The 15592-nt window shown below is 36.8% G+C and carries 10 protein-coding genes and 4 pseudogenes; 10 read left to right on the top strand and 4 right to left on the bottom strand.

All coding sequences use genetic code 11. From position 1 onward, the window contains the following. Positions 1-4 precede the first annotated feature (4 nt). Positions 5-277: an HU family DNA-binding protein gene (locus LOK41_RS25345; RefSeq protein WP_241818801.1), complete on the bottom strand. Its 273-nt coding sequence runs from the start codon at positions 275-277 to the stop codon at positions 5-7. Between the two features lie 315 nt (positions 278-592). Here LOK41_RS25345 and hfq point away from each other — a divergent pair, with 315 nt between their 5' ends. Then, the gene (hfq, locus tag LOK41_RS25350; protein ID WP_174104009.1) at positions 593-781 is read left to right on the top strand and encodes an RNA chaperone Hfq; all 189 of its coding nucleotides are present in this window, start codon (positions 593-595) and stop codon (positions 779-781) included. A gap of 391 nt (positions 782-1172) precedes the next feature. Next, positions 1173-1772: an undecaprenyl-diphosphatase gene (locus tag LOK41_RS25355; RefSeq protein WP_241818802.1), complete on the top strand. Its 600-nt coding sequence runs from the start codon at positions 1173-1175 to the stop codon at positions 1770-1772. A 57-nt stretch (positions 1773-1829) separates the two neighbouring features. Here the strand turns inward: LOK41_RS25355 and LOK41_RS25360 are convergent. Beyond that, positions 1830-2123: pseudogene (locus LOK41_RS25360) on the bottom strand (DDE-type integrase/transposase/recombinase); the annotation flags it as partial. Positions 2124-2232: 109 nt separating this feature from the next. On the opposite strand from LOK41_RS25360, the gene LOK41_RS25365 reads away from it, so the two are divergent. Then, on the top strand, positions 2233-5196 hold the full coding sequence (locus LOK41_RS25365; RefSeq protein ID WP_347269368.1) for a Tn3 family transposase: 2964 nt from the start codon (positions 2233-2235) through the stop codon (positions 5194-5196). A 231-nt stretch (positions 5197-5427) separates the two neighbouring features. On the opposite strand, the gene LOK41_RS25370 is transcribed toward LOK41_RS25365, so the two are convergent. Then, the gene (locus LOK41_RS25370; RefSeq protein ID WP_241818804.1) at positions 5428-6042 is read right to left on the bottom strand and encodes a TetR/AcrR family transcriptional regulator; all 615 of its coding nucleotides are present in this window, start codon (positions 6040-6042) and stop codon (positions 5428-5430) included. 200 nt (positions 6043-6242) lie between these two features. On the opposite strand from LOK41_RS25370, the pseudogene LOK41_RS29360 reads away from it, so the two are divergent. The 3 genes and pseudogenes from LOK41_RS29360 to gapN all read left to right on the top strand — a co-directional run. After that, a pseudogene (locus tag LOK41_RS29360) lies at positions 6243-8190 on the top strand (cytochrome P450); the annotation flags it as partial. 29 nt (positions 8191-8219) lie between these two features. Next, positions 8220-9458, top strand: a pseudogene (locus LOK41_RS29365) (NADPH--cytochrome reductase); the annotation flags it as partial. Between the two features lie 83 nt (positions 9459-9541). Beyond that, positions 9542-10981, top strand: a complete 1440-nt coding sequence (gene gapN, locus LOK41_RS25380; RefSeq protein ID WP_241818806.1) for an NADP-dependent glyceraldehyde-3-phosphate dehydrogenase — start codon at positions 9542-9544, stop codon at positions 10979-10981. Positions 10982-11005: 24 nt separating this feature from the next. Here gapN and LOK41_RS25385 read toward each other — a convergent pair. Next, a pseudogene (locus LOK41_RS25385) lies at positions 11006-11172 on the bottom strand (TetR/AcrR family transcriptional regulator); the annotation flags it as partial. 205 nt (positions 11173-11377) lie between these two features. Between LOK41_RS25385 and LOK41_RS25390 the strand changes: the two are divergent. From LOK41_RS25390 to LOK41_RS25405, 4 genes are all read left to right on the top strand, one after another. Beyond that, the gene (locus LOK41_RS25390) at positions 11378-12562 is read left to right on the top strand and encodes a YhgE/Pip domain-containing protein (RefSeq protein ID WP_241818807.1); all 1185 of its coding nucleotides are present in this window, start codon (positions 11378-11380) and stop codon (positions 12560-12562) included. A gap of 314 nt (positions 12563-12876) precedes the next feature. After that, positions 12877-14406, top strand: coding sequence for a cardiolipin synthase (locus LOK41_RS25395; protein WP_241818808.1), 1530 nt, complete (start codon positions 12877-12879; stop codon positions 14404-14406). Positions 14407-14557: 151 nt separating this feature from the next. Continuing rightward, a complete protein-coding gene (locus LOK41_RS25400; protein WP_016114391.1) occupies positions 14558-15013 on the top strand; it encodes a MarR family winged helix-turn-helix transcriptional regulator in 456 nt (151 codons plus the stop codon). 37 nt (positions 15014-15050) lie between these two features. Continuing rightward, positions 15051-15422, top strand: coding sequence for an ATP synthase subunit I (locus LOK41_RS25405; RefSeq protein WP_241818809.1), 372 nt, complete (start codon positions 15051-15053; stop codon positions 15420-15422). Positions 15423-15592 lie beyond the last annotated feature (170 nt).

Consider the following 15592-nt stretch of genomic DNA (forward strand, 5'->3'; position numbering starts at 1 on the left):
CTCTTTACTTTACAGCCTCTTTTAAGTTTTTCCCCGCTTTAAATCCAGGTACTTTTCCACCTGGAATATGCATTTCTTCCCCCGTTTGAGGATTATGTCCTGTACGTGCTGAACGTTCACGCACTTCAAATGTACCGAATCCAATTAATTGTACCGAATCTCCTTTTGCTAGAGTTTGTGTAATTTGGTCTAGGATAGCCTGTATAGATGTAGTTGCATCTTTTTTAGAAAGAGATGCTTTCTCGGCTACTTGGTTAATTAATTCAGTTTTATTCATTTTAAACCTCCATAGGATACTTTATGTTAAGGTATTATAGTGTTTTTCGAGGAAAGGTGCAAATCATCACCTAACATTTTATAATTTCACGTACCTCAATTTTAATAAAAAATTGAAACACTCAAAATAAGTATACATTTTAGTCTCTCATTCTTGATTTCTTCCTGGAGTATATCCCGTTCTTTTTGGACAGTAAAATAAACAAAATGGAGCGTATTATATAGCTTTTGGCTAACAATCTGGAGAAATACATACATAAAAAACCATTTTAGCTGAAATATGGTACCATAATGTAAAAGGGGGATGAGAATATCAATGCAAAATATACAAAATGAGTACTATGAACAACTGAAAAATAAAAAAGAAAATGTGATGGTCATCTTAAAAAATGGCTTTCGGGTTCCTGGTCAGATACTTGGTATAGATAGATTCACAATTTTATTGATGGTGAACGGTAAACAGCAATTAATTTATAAAACGGCTATTTCCACCATTACTACATAATACATAAGAACAGAATCTGGAATCGACTTTGTTCTCAATAAGGGGTACGGCAACATCGCCATCAAGCTAAGGGAAACTAGAATGTAGAAATACATATAAATATTTCTCTAACAGTTTAATAAAAGGAATTTCGATGAAAAAGTGCATGCGAAATAACCCTTACGGGCTATTACGTGTTCGGTAAAGAAAAATAATAATTTTTCATTCAACAACTATACCGAAGTCATATTCGGTATAGTAAAATACTTCAAAAACTTTAAAACTGACGAGTGGCTTCAAAAAGAAGTAATCGTTGCCGTACCCGATTAAAAGATTCGCTTTTATTTGTAGCTGCTTGAATTGTGCTTCTTAATTCCTCGTCCGATAAATGTAACAAAGGAGAGATTTGAAAATGTCTTTTTCTCAATTAAATATTGATGCTTTTCGAGCTATCAATGATTTAGGTAAACAATATTCGTTTCTAAACTCAACCATGATATTTTTGGCAGAATATATGGAGTATTTCTTAGCTTTAATTATTGTAGTGTATTGGTTTACTCGATCTAATCAAAATAGAATGATGGTTGTTCAAGCGATGATTGCTTTTGTGACTGCTAAGATAATTGGAAAACTCGCAGGGGAATTTCATTTGAATTATCAACCATTTGCAGTATTACCTGATGTTAATAAACTTGTCGATCATGCAGTAGATAATTCATTTCCTAGTGACCATACGATTCTATTTTTTTCAATTTGCTTTTCATTTTGGCTTGTTCGTAAAAAGGTTGGATGGTTATGGCTTGTGCTTGCATTCTGTGTAGCTATCTCTCGTATCTGGGTAGGCGTTCATTATCCTTTCGATGTCGTAACGGGAGCTTTATTAGGAAGTATTTCAGCATTATTTTCGTATTGGTTAACACCTAAAATTACATTTATCAAAGAATTACTTAAACTTTATGAAAAAATGGAGCAAAATGTCTTACCATCCAAAAACAAATCGAAAGACTTTTAAGGGTTTTGTTGCGAAGTTTTGTTAAGGCTAAGTGGTGCCAACAAAAGGTTGTACATTTTATGCGATTATTAGTAGCTCCTGTAATTCATTGTATGTCGAAAAACCGAAGTCTGAGCCAAGACTTCGGTTTCGTTTATATAAAGCATGAATGGTTTCGATGCCTTTCAAGGTACGGGAAGCGTGGCGAAGATTTTGAAATCCTGCGGATTTGGAAAAACGTCGCTTCACATGCCTATGGTCCTGTTCAATGAGATTGTTCAAATGCTTGCTTGTACAATGAGTTGTATGTATATAAAAACCTTGTTCTCTTAATTTGTTAAATGCGCAAAGTAATGCTGGTGCTTTGTCTGTAGGCCCAGTACCAGCGTTACTGTAACCAGGGGCAAAGTAAATATTTTAAACAATAGAGTTCTGGCTTCCAGAACTTTTTTAATATGCTAAAATTTTCTTGATAGATACGATAAGGAGGCATAATAAGGTGAAGCAAAACTGGGAGCTAGAGGAACTTATTGAACATTTTACAGTTATCCCCGAAGAGATGCGCTTAATTGGAAATAAATATGGAAGCACACGACTTGGATTTGCTGTTTCCCTAAAACTTTTTCAGTACCAGGGTCGCTTTCCAAAAGGAAAACAAGAAATTAATAAACAGCTGATTGAATATGTTGCAAAACAAGTAGGAGTACCTGCAGATTCCTTTCAGGAATATGATTGGAACGGACGCTCCATTAAATATCATCGAGCACAAATCCGTGAATATATGGGATTTCGAGAGAGTACTTCCGAAGATATGGAACAAATAAAACTATGGCTACAAGCTAACATTCTACCACAAGAACTACAAATAGATCGTGTACGAGAATATGTTCTACACTATCTCAGACAACAACAGCTTATTCCTCCAACTCAATACCAACTAGAGAGAAATATTAAATCAGCTATTCGCCAATATGAAGAACATATTTCAAGACTCATTTTCACACAGCTTTCAGAGCATTCAAAATCCCAATTAGATGCCTTTATACGTACTTGGTCCCAGATAGAACAACTTGAAGAGGATCAAACTATCCTTAGTTTTCGCGAACTTGTATCTGATCCTGGAAGAATTGGATTAGATAGTTTGTTACAAGAAATAGAAAAGCTCCGAATTGTACGAGATATACAGCTTCCATCAGATTTATTCTCCGGTGTTCCACCTAAGATGATCCGAACGTACAGACAGCGTGCGGTTTCTGAAGATATTAGAGAGTTACGTAGGCACCCAGATCCTATCCGTTACACATTATTAGCAGCTTTCTTTTGGTGTAGAGGTAGAGAAATTACAGATAATTTAGTTGAACTCATTATTCAAATTGTTCACCGTATCGGGGCTCGTGCAGAACGAAAAGTGGAAAAGGAGTTTTTACGTGATTTTCGTAAAGTAAGTGGTAAGACAAACGTATTATTTCGCATGGCCGAAAAAGCAGTGGAACAACCGGATGGTATTATACGAGATGTTTTATTTCCTGTCGTAGGTGAAGATACATTAAAAGGCATTGTGAAAGAAATGAAGCATACAGGCCCGGCTTACAGACAAAAGGTTCATACCGTTATGAGGTCTTCCTACGGTACTCATTATAGAAGAATGGTTCCCGCGTTATTGGATATTTTAGAGTTTCGATCGAACAATGACGTACATCGCCCTGTAATAGATGCAATTGATTTACTCAAGCAATATAAGCTTACCAATCAATATACATACAATGAAGCTGATTACATTCCGATAGAAGGAGTTGTAAAACCAGCATGGATTGATACAGTTATTGATAAAGAAACAAATCGTATCAACCGAATGAATTATGAAATCTGCGTTCTTCAAGCTTTACGAGATCGATTGCGTTGCAAAGAAGTATGGGTAGTCGGAGCATACCGATATAGAAATCCAGAGGAAGATTTACCAGAGGACTTTGAACAAAACAGGGAAAAACATTACGAAGCCCTACGGAAACCCCTTGAAGCACAAACACTTATTCAAGAATTAAAAAATAGTATGAATACGGCTTTGGAAAAATTAAATAAACATGTGAAGAACGAGAATAAAGTACGCATTTTGAGTAAAGGAAACGGGTGGATTTCTGTGTCTCCTTTGCAGGCACAGGCTGAACCAGTTAATCTCAATCTCGTAAAAGCAGAGGTTATGAATCGCTGGCCAATGACCAATCTTTTAGATATTTTAAAAGAAGCAGATTTACGTGTCCATTTAACAGATACATTTCAAACATTAGGGAATCGAGAGATTCTCGATAAGGAGACACTTCAACGTAGACTTATCCTTTGTCTATATGGATTGGGAACGAACACAGGATTAAAACGTGTTGCTGCCGGGGACCATGGAGAAAGTTATAAAGAGTTGCTTTATGTGCGCCGTAAATTTATTCATAAAGAAAATTTACGACAAGCCATTTCAAAAGTAACCAATGCTATTCTAGCCACTCGTGTAACCGAAATATGGGGAAAAGGAACGACGGCATGTGCATCTGATAGTAAAAAGTTTGGAGCATGGGATCAAAACTTACTGACAGAATGGCATATTCGATATAGAGGTCGGGGAGTAATGATTTATTGGCATGTAGAAAAGAATTCTACGTGTATTTATTCGCAACTCAAATCTTGTTCTTCTTCAGAAGTAGCTGCTATGATTGAAGGATTGCTGCGGCATTGTACAAATATGGAAGTAGAGAAGAACTATGTAGATACACATGGACAAAGTGAAGTTGCTTTTGCTTTTTGTCATTTGCTGGGATTTCAACTGATGCCAATGTTCAAAGCCATTCATGCACAAAAGTTGTATCGTCCGGATGTAGGTATGCAAGAGTCATATCCAAACTTGCAGCCAGTTTTAACTCGACCAATCAATTGGAATTTAATAGAACAACAGTATGATCAAATGATTAAGTATGCTACAGCCTTACGGCTTGGTACAGCTGAAACGGAGGCGGTTCTCAAACGATTTACCCGTAACAGTGGGCATCCAACTTATCGAGCACTAAGTGAATTAGGAAAAGCATTAAAAACCATTTTTCTCTGTGAGTATTTATCAACAGAAGAGATCCGGAGAGAAATCCATGAAGGATTAAATGTAGTTGAGAATTGGAACTCTGCTAACAGCTTTATTTTTTATGGAAAAGGAGGAGAAATTCAAACGAATCGTATAGAAGATCAAGAGATTGCCGTACTTTCTCTTCATCTCCTCCAGAATTGTTTAGTATTAATCAATACTTTAATGATTCAAGAAGTACTCTTAGACAAAAATAAATCTTTATTGCAAAAGTTAGTCCCAGAGGATTTTAGAGCTTTAACACCACTTATCTATGCCCACGTAAATCCATATGGGACATTCAAATTAAATATGAAAGAACGTCTAACACTCCAGAAATCTTCTTAAGATTTTTCAAAAAAGAAACTTCCTTATGGTAGTAGAGGGCGCCATATATACATTGATATTACTGAGTTGTTTACTACGAGGAGAGTATTTTATTTCTTTCTTTGTAAGGTGCTCTTTATCGAGCAATCCATTAGCGAAAATTTGAAGAAACACAGTAGTAAAAAACTTCGTGTTTCTTCTATAATATATTTATTAGAAACCACTTTGCACTTCCCGGCACAGTTGTTCCTTCTAGCCCTCATTAAACAAAGTAAAACCCACTGCACACAAGGGTCCTTTAGTCATAAGCTTCACTAATTGTTTTGCAGTATATTTCGGTGAATATTTCATGTCATTTTGAAGCCACCAAATTGCCATCCCAACAACACAGGAAGTGATGAAATGGAATACCATATCCTTTGGAATATCTATGTCATGGTCTTCAATTTTAAGCTCAATGAAATTTTGTTCAAGATTATCCATAATAGTCTGCTGCATTTTTAGGTTAAAATCATGAATGCCATGAGGTCCAAGCATGCTTTTATAAAAGTCTGCATGTTTTAATATACACTCAAATATGGATTGTAAAATCCCCTCGAATTCCGAAAGATCTATTTGATGTCCCTGCACATGGGCATATAGGACCATCTTACTTGTCAACTCTCCTAGTACATTCTCACTAAGCTTTGTTAACAAATCTTGTTTATCCCTGTAATGCGAGTAAAATGTTGCCCGATTGATGAGTGCCTCATCTGTGATGTCTTGAATGGTAATAGCATCGTATCCCTTTTCCGCTATCAGTTTAATAAAAGCATCATATATAAATTTCTTTGTCCGAATAATCCGCAGATCCGCTTTTTTCAACACCTTATACCTCCCTGTTCGTTATTGTCATTATAAACAACAGATTTCATTCTTTTGTTTTTTATCGTACATTCATGCCTTAAATGTAAATTGAATTGTTTAGTAGAAACGATATAATTACACTATAGACAACATACATTTATTATAAACTACACGTTGTTCGTTATCTATCTTTTTGTTGAACGAATACTAGGAGGATGAACATGAGAGAAGAACAAACAAGCATTATTCCACAACCCAAAACATATGGACCACTGGGCAACTACCCTCTATTCGACATGAGTCAACCTACTATTTCTTTTTGTGAGATAGCGAAAGAATATGGACCAATATTTCGGTTGACCGCTCCAGGTTTTAAAACAATATGTATCTCTGACCACAAACTTGTAACGGAAGTCTGTGATATCAATCGTTTTGATAAACATGTCGCAAATGATATGGTGCATGTACGTGAATTTACAGGAGACGGTCTGTTTACAAGTAAAACATCGGAACCAAACTGGCGAAAAGCCCATAATATATTGCTGCCAACATTCAGCCAACAAGCCATGAAGGGCTATCATACTATGATGTTAGACATCGCTTCACAGCTGATTCAGAAATGGGCTCGGTTGAATCACGATAGTGATCATATCGATGTACCGGGAGACATGACTCGCCTTACTTTGGATACGATCGGTCTTTGTGGTTTTAACTACCGATTTAATAGTTTTTATAAAGAAAAACATGATCCATTTATCGAGAGCATGGTACGTGCACTGGACGAAGCTATGCATAAAATTGCCCGCTCGAAGGGCATGGATACTCTGATGATTAGAAAAAACAGACAATTCCAAGATGATATACAAAGCATGTTTTCGTTGGTAGATAAAATTATTAAAGAGCGGAAGGCTAATGGAAATAATGGAGAGATAGATCTGCTGGCCCGCATGTTAAACAGTAAAGACCCTGAGACCGGGGAAGTGTTGGATGATGTGAATATCCGGTACCAAATTATTACCTTCTTAATTGCTGGGCATGAAACAACAAGTGGTTTATTATCCTTTACGACTTATTTTTTGCTGAAACATCCGGAAGTTCTGAAGAAAGCATACGAAGAAGTGGATCAGGTCCTCGGTGATTCCACTCCATCTTATAAACAAGTACTAAACCTCAAATACATTCGCATGATTCTAAACGAGGCCATACGGTTATGGCCGACTGCTCCATCCTTTGAAGTGTCTCCAAAGGAAGATACTGTAATCGGCGGACAGTATCATGTGAAAAAAGGAGAAGGTTTGAGCATACTTCTTCCTGCGCTTCATCGGGATAAAGAAGTGTGGGGAGAGGATGCAGAAGAATTCCGTCCGGAACGTTTCGCAGACCCTTCCAAAGTACCAAATCATGCATATAAACCATTTGGGAATGGTCAGCGTGCTTGTATTGGTATGCAGTTCGCACTTTATGAAGCTACGCTGGTACTTGGAATGATTCTTCAAAAGTTTGAATTAATTGATTATGAAAACTATCAGTTGAAAATTAAGCAAACATTGACCATAAAACCAGAAAATTTAAGAATTAGAGTTAAATTAAGAGAAGGGAAGGAAGTCGCACCTTTACTGAATCTTCCGTTGGATGATGAAAAGGAGAATGAAGAAAAGAAGAAAGTGACTTCTCAATATTCAAAACAAGAAGTACTTGAAGGTGCTGAAAACGTACCTCTGCTTGTATTATATGGTTCAAACCTAGGAAGAGCGGAAGAGTTTGCTAGGAAGCTCGCAGACCATGCAAGGTTACTAGGCTTCCAGAGCGATGTGGGAACATTGAATGATTATATCGGAAAGTTACCTAAAGAAGGTGCGGTGCTCATTGTAACTTCTTCATATAATGGTCAACCTCCTGAAAATGCCGCTCAGTTTGTAAAATGGCTGGAACAAACAAGTACAGAGGAATGCACAGGAGTCAAGTATGCAGTTTTTGGTTGCGGAGATCGAAATTGGGCGAATACTTATCAGAGTGTTCCGAAATTTATTGACAAAGAGCTTGAACAGAAAGGTGCTATAAGGTATAGCGCAAGAGGAGAAGCTGACGCTGGAGGAGATTTCGAGAATGATTTTGCTCGATGGCAAAAGAACATGTGGAAGGATGTCTCGAATGCATTTGGCCTAAAGATGAAAGAAGGAGCAGAAATATTGTCTCATCAAGCATCGCTTTCCGTTCAATTGATTTCAGGCTCCCCCGCTAATCCGGCTGCTCAAAATAACGAAGCTGTTTATGCAACGGTGATTGCTAACCGGGAGCTTCAGTTACCTGAAAGTGAGCGAAGCACTCGGCATATTGAGATAGCCTTGCCGGAAGGGGTTACTTATCAAGTAGGAGATCACCTTGGAGTACTGCCAAGTAATAGCCGAAAAAATGTAAGGCGCATTTTAAAACGTTTTAAATTAAACGGGAAGGATCAAGTCATACTGAGTGCAAGTGGAAGCAGTTCAGCTCATCTTCCTGTGGACCGTCCTGTTAGTTTATTTGATCTTCTTAGCTATAACGTTGAGATTCAAGAAGCAGCAACTCGAGCACAAATACGGGAATTGGCAACATTTACAGTTTGTCCCCCCCATAAATATGAGTTGGAAGCATTATTGGAAGATGGAGTTTATCAGGAGCAAATACTAAAGAAGCGCATTTCAATGTTGGATCTTCTTGAAAAGTATGAAGCGTGTGAAATCCCATTTGAGCGATTTTTAGAACTTCTCCCTATGCTCAAACCGCGTTACTATTCTATTTCAAGCTCTCCACTTGTTGCACAAGATCGTCTAAGCATTACGGTCGGTGTTGTTAGTGAACCTGCATGGAGTGGACAAGGAGAATATAAAGGGGTCGCTTCTAATTATTTAGCCCAATGTCACAATGAAGATGAGATTACTTGTTTTATTAGAACACCAGAATCCCGTTTTCAGTTACCTGAAGACCCAGAAACACCAATTATCATGGTTGGACCAGGCACTGGAGTTGCACCATTCCGTGGATTCTTACAAACGCGTCGTGTTCAAAAACAAAAAGGGGTTAACTTAGGGGAAGCGCATCTGTATTTCGGTTGTCGTCATCCTGAAAAAGATTATCTCTATCGTACAGAACTAGAAAATGATGAAAAAGATGGTTTAATATCTTTACACACAGCTTTTTCTCGCTCGGAAGGACATCCGAAAACATATGTACAGCATTTAATGAAACAAGATGGAGCTAATTTAATTTCGTTATTAGATAGCGGTGCCCACCTTTATATATGTGGTGATGGGAGCCGAATGGCTCCGGATGTAGAGGATACTCTTTTTCATGCATATCAAGAAATTCATGAAGTCAGTGAACAAGAAGCAAGAGATTGGTTGAATCAGTTACAACATGAAGGACGATACGGAAAAGATGTTTGGGCTGGAATCTAAATTTGGGTAACTTTGCCCATCCCATTAAAAAGGGGTGGGCAAAAACGCCCAATTAATATTTTACTATTTTAGGAGGATAAATCATGACAACTAAGAATACGTACAAATTTTATATAAACGGAGAATGGAGAGAAAGCTCTTCAGGAGAAACAACCGAAATTTCATCTCCATACTTACACGAAGTAATCGGGCAAGTACAAGCAATCACTCGCGGAGAAGTAGATGAAGCAATTGCATCTGCAAAAGAAGCTCAAAAATCATGGGCTGAAGCTTCTCTACAAGATCGCGCAAAATATTTATATAAATGGGCTGATGAGCTCGTAAATATGCAAGATGAAATTGCCGATATCATTATGAAAGAAGTCGGTAAAGGATATAAAGATGCGAAGAAAGAAGTTGTTCGTACAGCTGACTTCATTCGTTACACGATCGAAGAAGCTCTTCATATGCACGGAGAAAGCATGATGGGCGATAGCTTCCTAGGCGGAACGAAATCTAAACTTGCGATTATCCAACGCGCACCACTTGGTGTTGTATTAGCAATCGCACCATTTAACTATCCAGTAAACTTATCTGCTGCAAAACTTGCACCAGCACTTATTATGGGTAACGCTGTTATTTTCAAACCAGCAACTCAAGGTGCAATTAGCGGTATTAAAATGGTTGAAGCACTTCATAAAGCTGGCCTTCCAAAAGGTCTTGTAAATGTAGCTACAGGACGCGGTTCTGTAATTGGTGACTACTTAGTAGAACATCCTGGCATCAATATGGTATCGTTCACAGGTGGTACAAACACAGGTAAACATTTAGCGAAAAAAGCGGCAATGATTCCACTTGTATTAGAACTTGGTGGTAAAGACCCTGGTATTGTTCGTGAAGATGCTGACTTACAAGACACTGCAAACCATATCATAAGCGGTGCATTCTCTTATTCTGGTCAACGTTGTACAGCTATTAAACGTGTACTTGTACACGAAAACGTAGCAGACGAGCTTGTTGGCTTATTAAAAGCGCAAGTAGCTGAACTATCAGTTGGATCTCCAGAACAAGACAGCACAATCGTTCCATTAATCGACGATAAATCTGCTGACTTCGTTCAAGGTTTAGTTGACGATGCTGTAGAAAAAGGTGCTACGATCGTTATCGGTAACAAACGTGAGCGTAACTTAATTTACCCAACATTAATCGACCACGTAACAGAAGAAATGAAAGTTGCTTGGGAAGAGCCATTTGGCCCAATCCTTCCAATCATCCGTGTTTCTTCAGATGAACAAGCAATTGAAATTGCTAACAAATCAGAGTTCGGCTTGCAAGCAAGTGTCTTCACAAAAGACATTAACAAAGCATTTGCAATTGCTAACAAAATCGAAACTGGTTCTGTTCAAATTAACGGACGCACAGAGCGCGGTCCTGACCACTTCCCATTCATCGGTGTAAAAGGTTCAGGTATGGGCGCGCAAGGTATTCGTAAGAGCCTTGAGTCTATGACACGTGAAAAAGTAACTGTATTAAACTTAGTTTAATATTACAAAAGAAGCTAATCTAAAAGTTAAATTAGCTTCTTTTTCCCTATATGTCGCCCGATTAATAAGTGCCTCATCTGTGATATCCTGAATGGTAATAGCATCGTATCCCTTTTCCTCCTATCAGTTTAATAAAAGCATCATGGTATAAATTTCTTTGTCCGAATACGCAGATCCGCTTTTTTCAACACCTTATACCTCCCTGTTCGTTATTGTCATTATAAACAACAGATTTCATTCTTTTGTTTTTTATCGTACATTCATGCCTTAACTGTAAATTGAATTGTTTAGTAAAAACGATATAATTACACTATAAACAACATACATTTATTATAAACTACACATTGTTTGTTATCTATCATTTCGTTAAATAAATACTAGGAGGAATAATTTTTAATGCTTACAATAAAGCAATTTTTCAAACAAAAGATGGTTCTAGGTGGCTTGTTAGGCATTATGGTTGCTGTTACCATCGCTAGTTTTGCTTTTATGGGATCGACTGTTAATCCTGTACCTAAAGACTTACCGATCGCTATAGTAATACAGGATACAGGTGTGAACTTACCAGGACAAGGAAGTGTAAATTTAGGAGATGAAATAAAAAAGCAAATTCTGCAAAATAAGCAAAGCCAAGTTAAATGGACGTTCTTACAAACACAAGAAGATGTATTGCAAGGGATGAAGGATAAGAAGTATTACGCTGCCATTATGTTTCCACCAGAAATGTCCCAGCAACTTATATCGCTGATCACACCGAAAGGAGAACAACCTGAGGTGCAAGTCTTGGTGAATCAAGGAATGAACTATACTGCCGCAACGGTTTCGAGCCAAATGATTGATAAGTTCATTGGAGAGATAAACGAAAATATCCGTAATACCTTATTTAATCAGATTTCACAAAGCAATATGACAGTAACAACTGAACAGGCAAAGTTATTAGCCAACCCATTTCTTATTAAAACGGAGTTAATTCATCCAGTTCAAACACATACAGGTAATGGAAATATTCCTATTATGCTGACACAAATCTTATGGATTACTACTCTTATCAGTTCTTTAGTCTTATTTATAGCTGTCCAAAAGTTTACAAACGGACGCGTTACAGGAAAGTCAGTCTTATCACAGGTCCTTGCAGGTTCTGTTTTCATGACAGTAATTGCAAGTTTAACCCTTTTCATTGCTCATACTATACTCGATGTATATATACCGAACGCAGGAGAAATTTTCTTATTGTTACTTTTCTTTGGTTTCATGTTCTTCCTTCTGCAAAGTGCAGTACTCAACTGGATTGGGCGTGTCGGGGTACCAATATTAATGGTAGTCTTCTTCTTTTCCATGCCAGTCTTATCACTGGCACACGAATTTCTTCCTGATGTGACAAAACATTGGTTGTATTCTTGGACTCCTTTTAAGTACAGTGTAGAAGCATTTCGTAGCAGCTTCTTCTTTGGAGGGTACAGAGTGGGATCATATGTTCAGACGATGGGGCTTGTTGGACTTGTATCTCTTATCATTATGGTACTGGCTGTATTCAAAGGGAAAGATAAACAAAAAGGTTCTTTATCTACTGAGTCAGTGTAGAGAGAGTAGATCTATAGCCAAAGAGATACAAGGAATTTCCCTTGTATCTCTTTGGCTTTCATGAGCTCGGCTTTATTCAGCATCATTAAAAAGGAAATGGAATATCACAAAATTCCATTTATCGGATCATACATTGGAGAAAACTTGAGGAAACGAGCCTTAGAAACCTCACAATTTATTAATCCATTATATTTTATATAAATGATATGACGGACTAGAGCAGCAACCCTGTGATTCTCCTTAATAGAAACGCTAGGTTACAGCTCCCATATACGAACCCTACATTTAAGAAAGAATAGGTGAATTTTATAACGATGAAAAAACCTAAAGTTCAATTATTATGTGTATTTACACTTGTTTCTATCATTCTCTTTCTGTTGAATACATCTATTACCTCACTATACAACTTTGCCGACATACTATGGTTTATCACAATAGTAGGAATTGCCTTCATTATTTTTATCGAAAACCGTTCACCCAAAAGTACTTTAGCATGGTTTTTAGTATTAGCACTTCTTCCTGTTGTTGGTGTACTTTTGTACGCTCTTTTTGGCCGAAGTCGTTGGAGAAGAAAGAAGCATCTACATCGTTCAGAAGAGCAAAGAAAATTATTCCGTGAGATTTTAGAAGGAAAACATCTAGATTTATCATTCACTTCCCCATTAAGTGAGCGCTCTACTTATTTAACACATGTTGTACAAAAATTCGGTGGCGGTCCTGTCGCCAATAATACAACAACAAAACTCTTAACAAATGGTGATCAAACATTTACAAGCATTATACAAGCTATTGAAAGCGCTACACATCATATACATATTCAATACTTTATTTATCGAGCAGATGAAATTGGTACAAAAATTCGCGATGCATTAATTAAGAAAGCAAAATCTAGTGTAATTGTACGCTTTCTTTATGATGGGATCGGAAGCAATTCATTACGAAATCGTTTCTTACAACCCATGAATGATGTAGGAATTGAGGTTGTGGCATTTGATCCTATTCTTTCATCATGGCCACTTGAAACAATAAATTATCGTAACCATCGTAAAATTGTCATTGTAGATGGAGAGATTGGTTTTACAGGTGGGCTCAACGTTGGCGATGAGTATCTTAGTCGTTCTAAAAAATTCCCAATTTGGCGTGACAGCCACTTAAGAATAGAAGGAAAAGCATTGTACAAATTACAAGCAATATTCCTTGAAGATTGGCTTTATGCCACTAATGGTTTAAATACTTATTCTTGGAATCAATTTATGAATACAAAATACTTTCCAGGTAAAGAACATTCTCATGCAGAAGGTGCTATTCAAATTGTAGCAAGTGGACCAAGTTCAGATGATACAAACATTCGTAATACTTTACTTGCTGTTATAGGTTCTGCTAAGAAAGCAATTTGGATCGCAACACCTTATTTCATTCCGGACCAAGAAACATTAACATTACTACGTTTAAGTGCAATGGCTGGAATAGATGTCCGTATTCTATATCCAGGTAAGAGAGATAGAATGATTAGTGATCTAGCATCGCAATCATACTTCACACCACTTCTAAAAGCCGGTGCTTCAATTTACAGCTATAAAGATGGTTTTGTGCACGCTAAAATTGTACTTGTAGATGATGAAATTGCAACAATTGGCACAGCAAATATGGATGTCCGTAGCTTTGAACTAAATTATGAAATCATTAGCGTACTTTATGAATCTAAGACAGTTCTTAATATTAAACGTGATTTTGAAGAGGACTTTAACCATTCGTCTGAAATTCGATGGAAATCATTTCAAAAACGTAGTATTCGAAAACGAATAATGGAATCCCTAATGCGTCTAATTTCCCCTTTATTATAATTCCGAAAAAAGTAATCAAAACAAATTTGCTTACTTTTTCCTTTACACTAACATAAAGATATCATATAGTTAAGTTAACTAAACTTAACTATATGTCGAAACAGAAAAACGGCGTACAATGAAATAACAGAATGATTGGAGGAAGAATAATATGACTAGTTCTTATAAAGAAGTAATTACCGACATGAACCGAGCCTACAATGAATTAAACATTTTACTATCTCAGGAGTTAAAGAATGAGTTTGGTCTTACAGCGCAACAAGAGAACATGATAATCTATATTAATTTAAATAAAAATACTACAGCTAACAGTATTGCGACCACTTTTAATATATCCAAAAGTGCTGTCAGCCAAGTTTTATCTAAATTGGAGAAACATAATATGATTTCGAAACACGTAAATCCTAACAATAAACGTGAGTATTTCCTTACACTTGGTCCTAACGGTAGCAAGTATATAGAACGATTGTCTCAGCTAGATGATTTACTTATTGAGAAATACTTCTCTAAAATTGATATCGAAGCCTTGCAGCAAATGACCGATACCTTAATTAAAATAAATCAAATTATACTGGAAGAAAAAAAGAAGACCCTTGAGCCTAAATAGTAATAAAGTCTCAATGAGAAAGGTAAAGGAGTACAGCATGATTCGTATGGCACTAAGGGCATTTAAAATACAAATGTATTATTTGCTAGGCGCGATGTTATTAGGATGGATTATGACGCCTTTTTCGCCCCATTTTTTAGGTGCAAGCATTGGCTTGCTTGTTAGTATGTATTGTGTTTGGATTTTAGGAAGGCGTATTGAAAAGTTTGGAGATAGCATTGTAAAAAAAACAAAAACACCGACGCTTGGTATGATTAATCGGTTTGCAGCAGCGATACTCGGTGCGATTATTATGTATGAGATTGAACACCATAGTGTCATATGGACATTTGCTGCCGGAATTATGGGTGGTTATTTCTTAATTGTGATTAATTTAGGGTATTATAGCATGAAAGATGGGAAGAAATAGATTAGCATAAAACTTTTTTGGGGGCACAGCACATCGCTATCAAGCTAAGGTTAATAAAAGTCATTTTCAAAAATGGCTTTTTTCTTTTTCTAAAAAACCAGCGTAGATTATTGGAAATTCTACATATCAAATAAACCCTAACGGGTTTCATTTTTTTATTGGGGTCCCGC

The organism is Bacillus sp. TL12 (assembly GCF_022625245.1).
In the GTDB taxonomy this organism is placed as follows: Bacteria; Bacillota; Bacilli; order Bacillales; family Bacillaceae_G; genus Bacillus_A.

Coding starts and splice junctions, on each gene's coding strand:
- LOK41_RS25345 (WP_241818801.1), bottom strand. CDS start 277: ATGAATAAAACTGAATTAATTAACCAAGTAGCCGAGAAAGCATCTCTT.
- hfq (WP_174104009.1), top strand. CDS start 593: ATGCAAAATATACAAAATGAGTACTATGAACAACTGAAAAATAAAAAA.
- LOK41_RS25355 (WP_241818802.1), top strand. CDS start 1,173: ATGTCTTTTTCTCAATTAAATATTGATGCTTTTCGAGCTATCAATGAT.
- gapN (WP_241818806.1), top strand. CDS start 9,542: ATGACAACTAAGAATACGTACAAATTTTATATAAACGGAGAATGGAGA.
- LOK41_RS25390 (WP_241818807.1), top strand. CDS start 11,378: ATGCTTACAATAAAGCAATTTTTCAAACAAAAGATGGTTCTAGGTGGC.
- LOK41_RS25395 (WP_241818808.1), top strand. CDS start 12,877: ATGAAAAAACCTAAAGTTCAATTATTATGTGTATTTACACTTGTTTCT.
- LOK41_RS25400 (WP_016114391.1), top strand. CDS start 14,558: ATGACTAGTTCTTATAAAGAAGTAATTACCGACATGAACCGAGCCTAC.
- LOK41_RS25405 (WP_241818809.1), top strand. CDS start 15,051: ATGATTCGTATGGCACTAAGGGCATTTAAAATACAAATGTATTATTTG.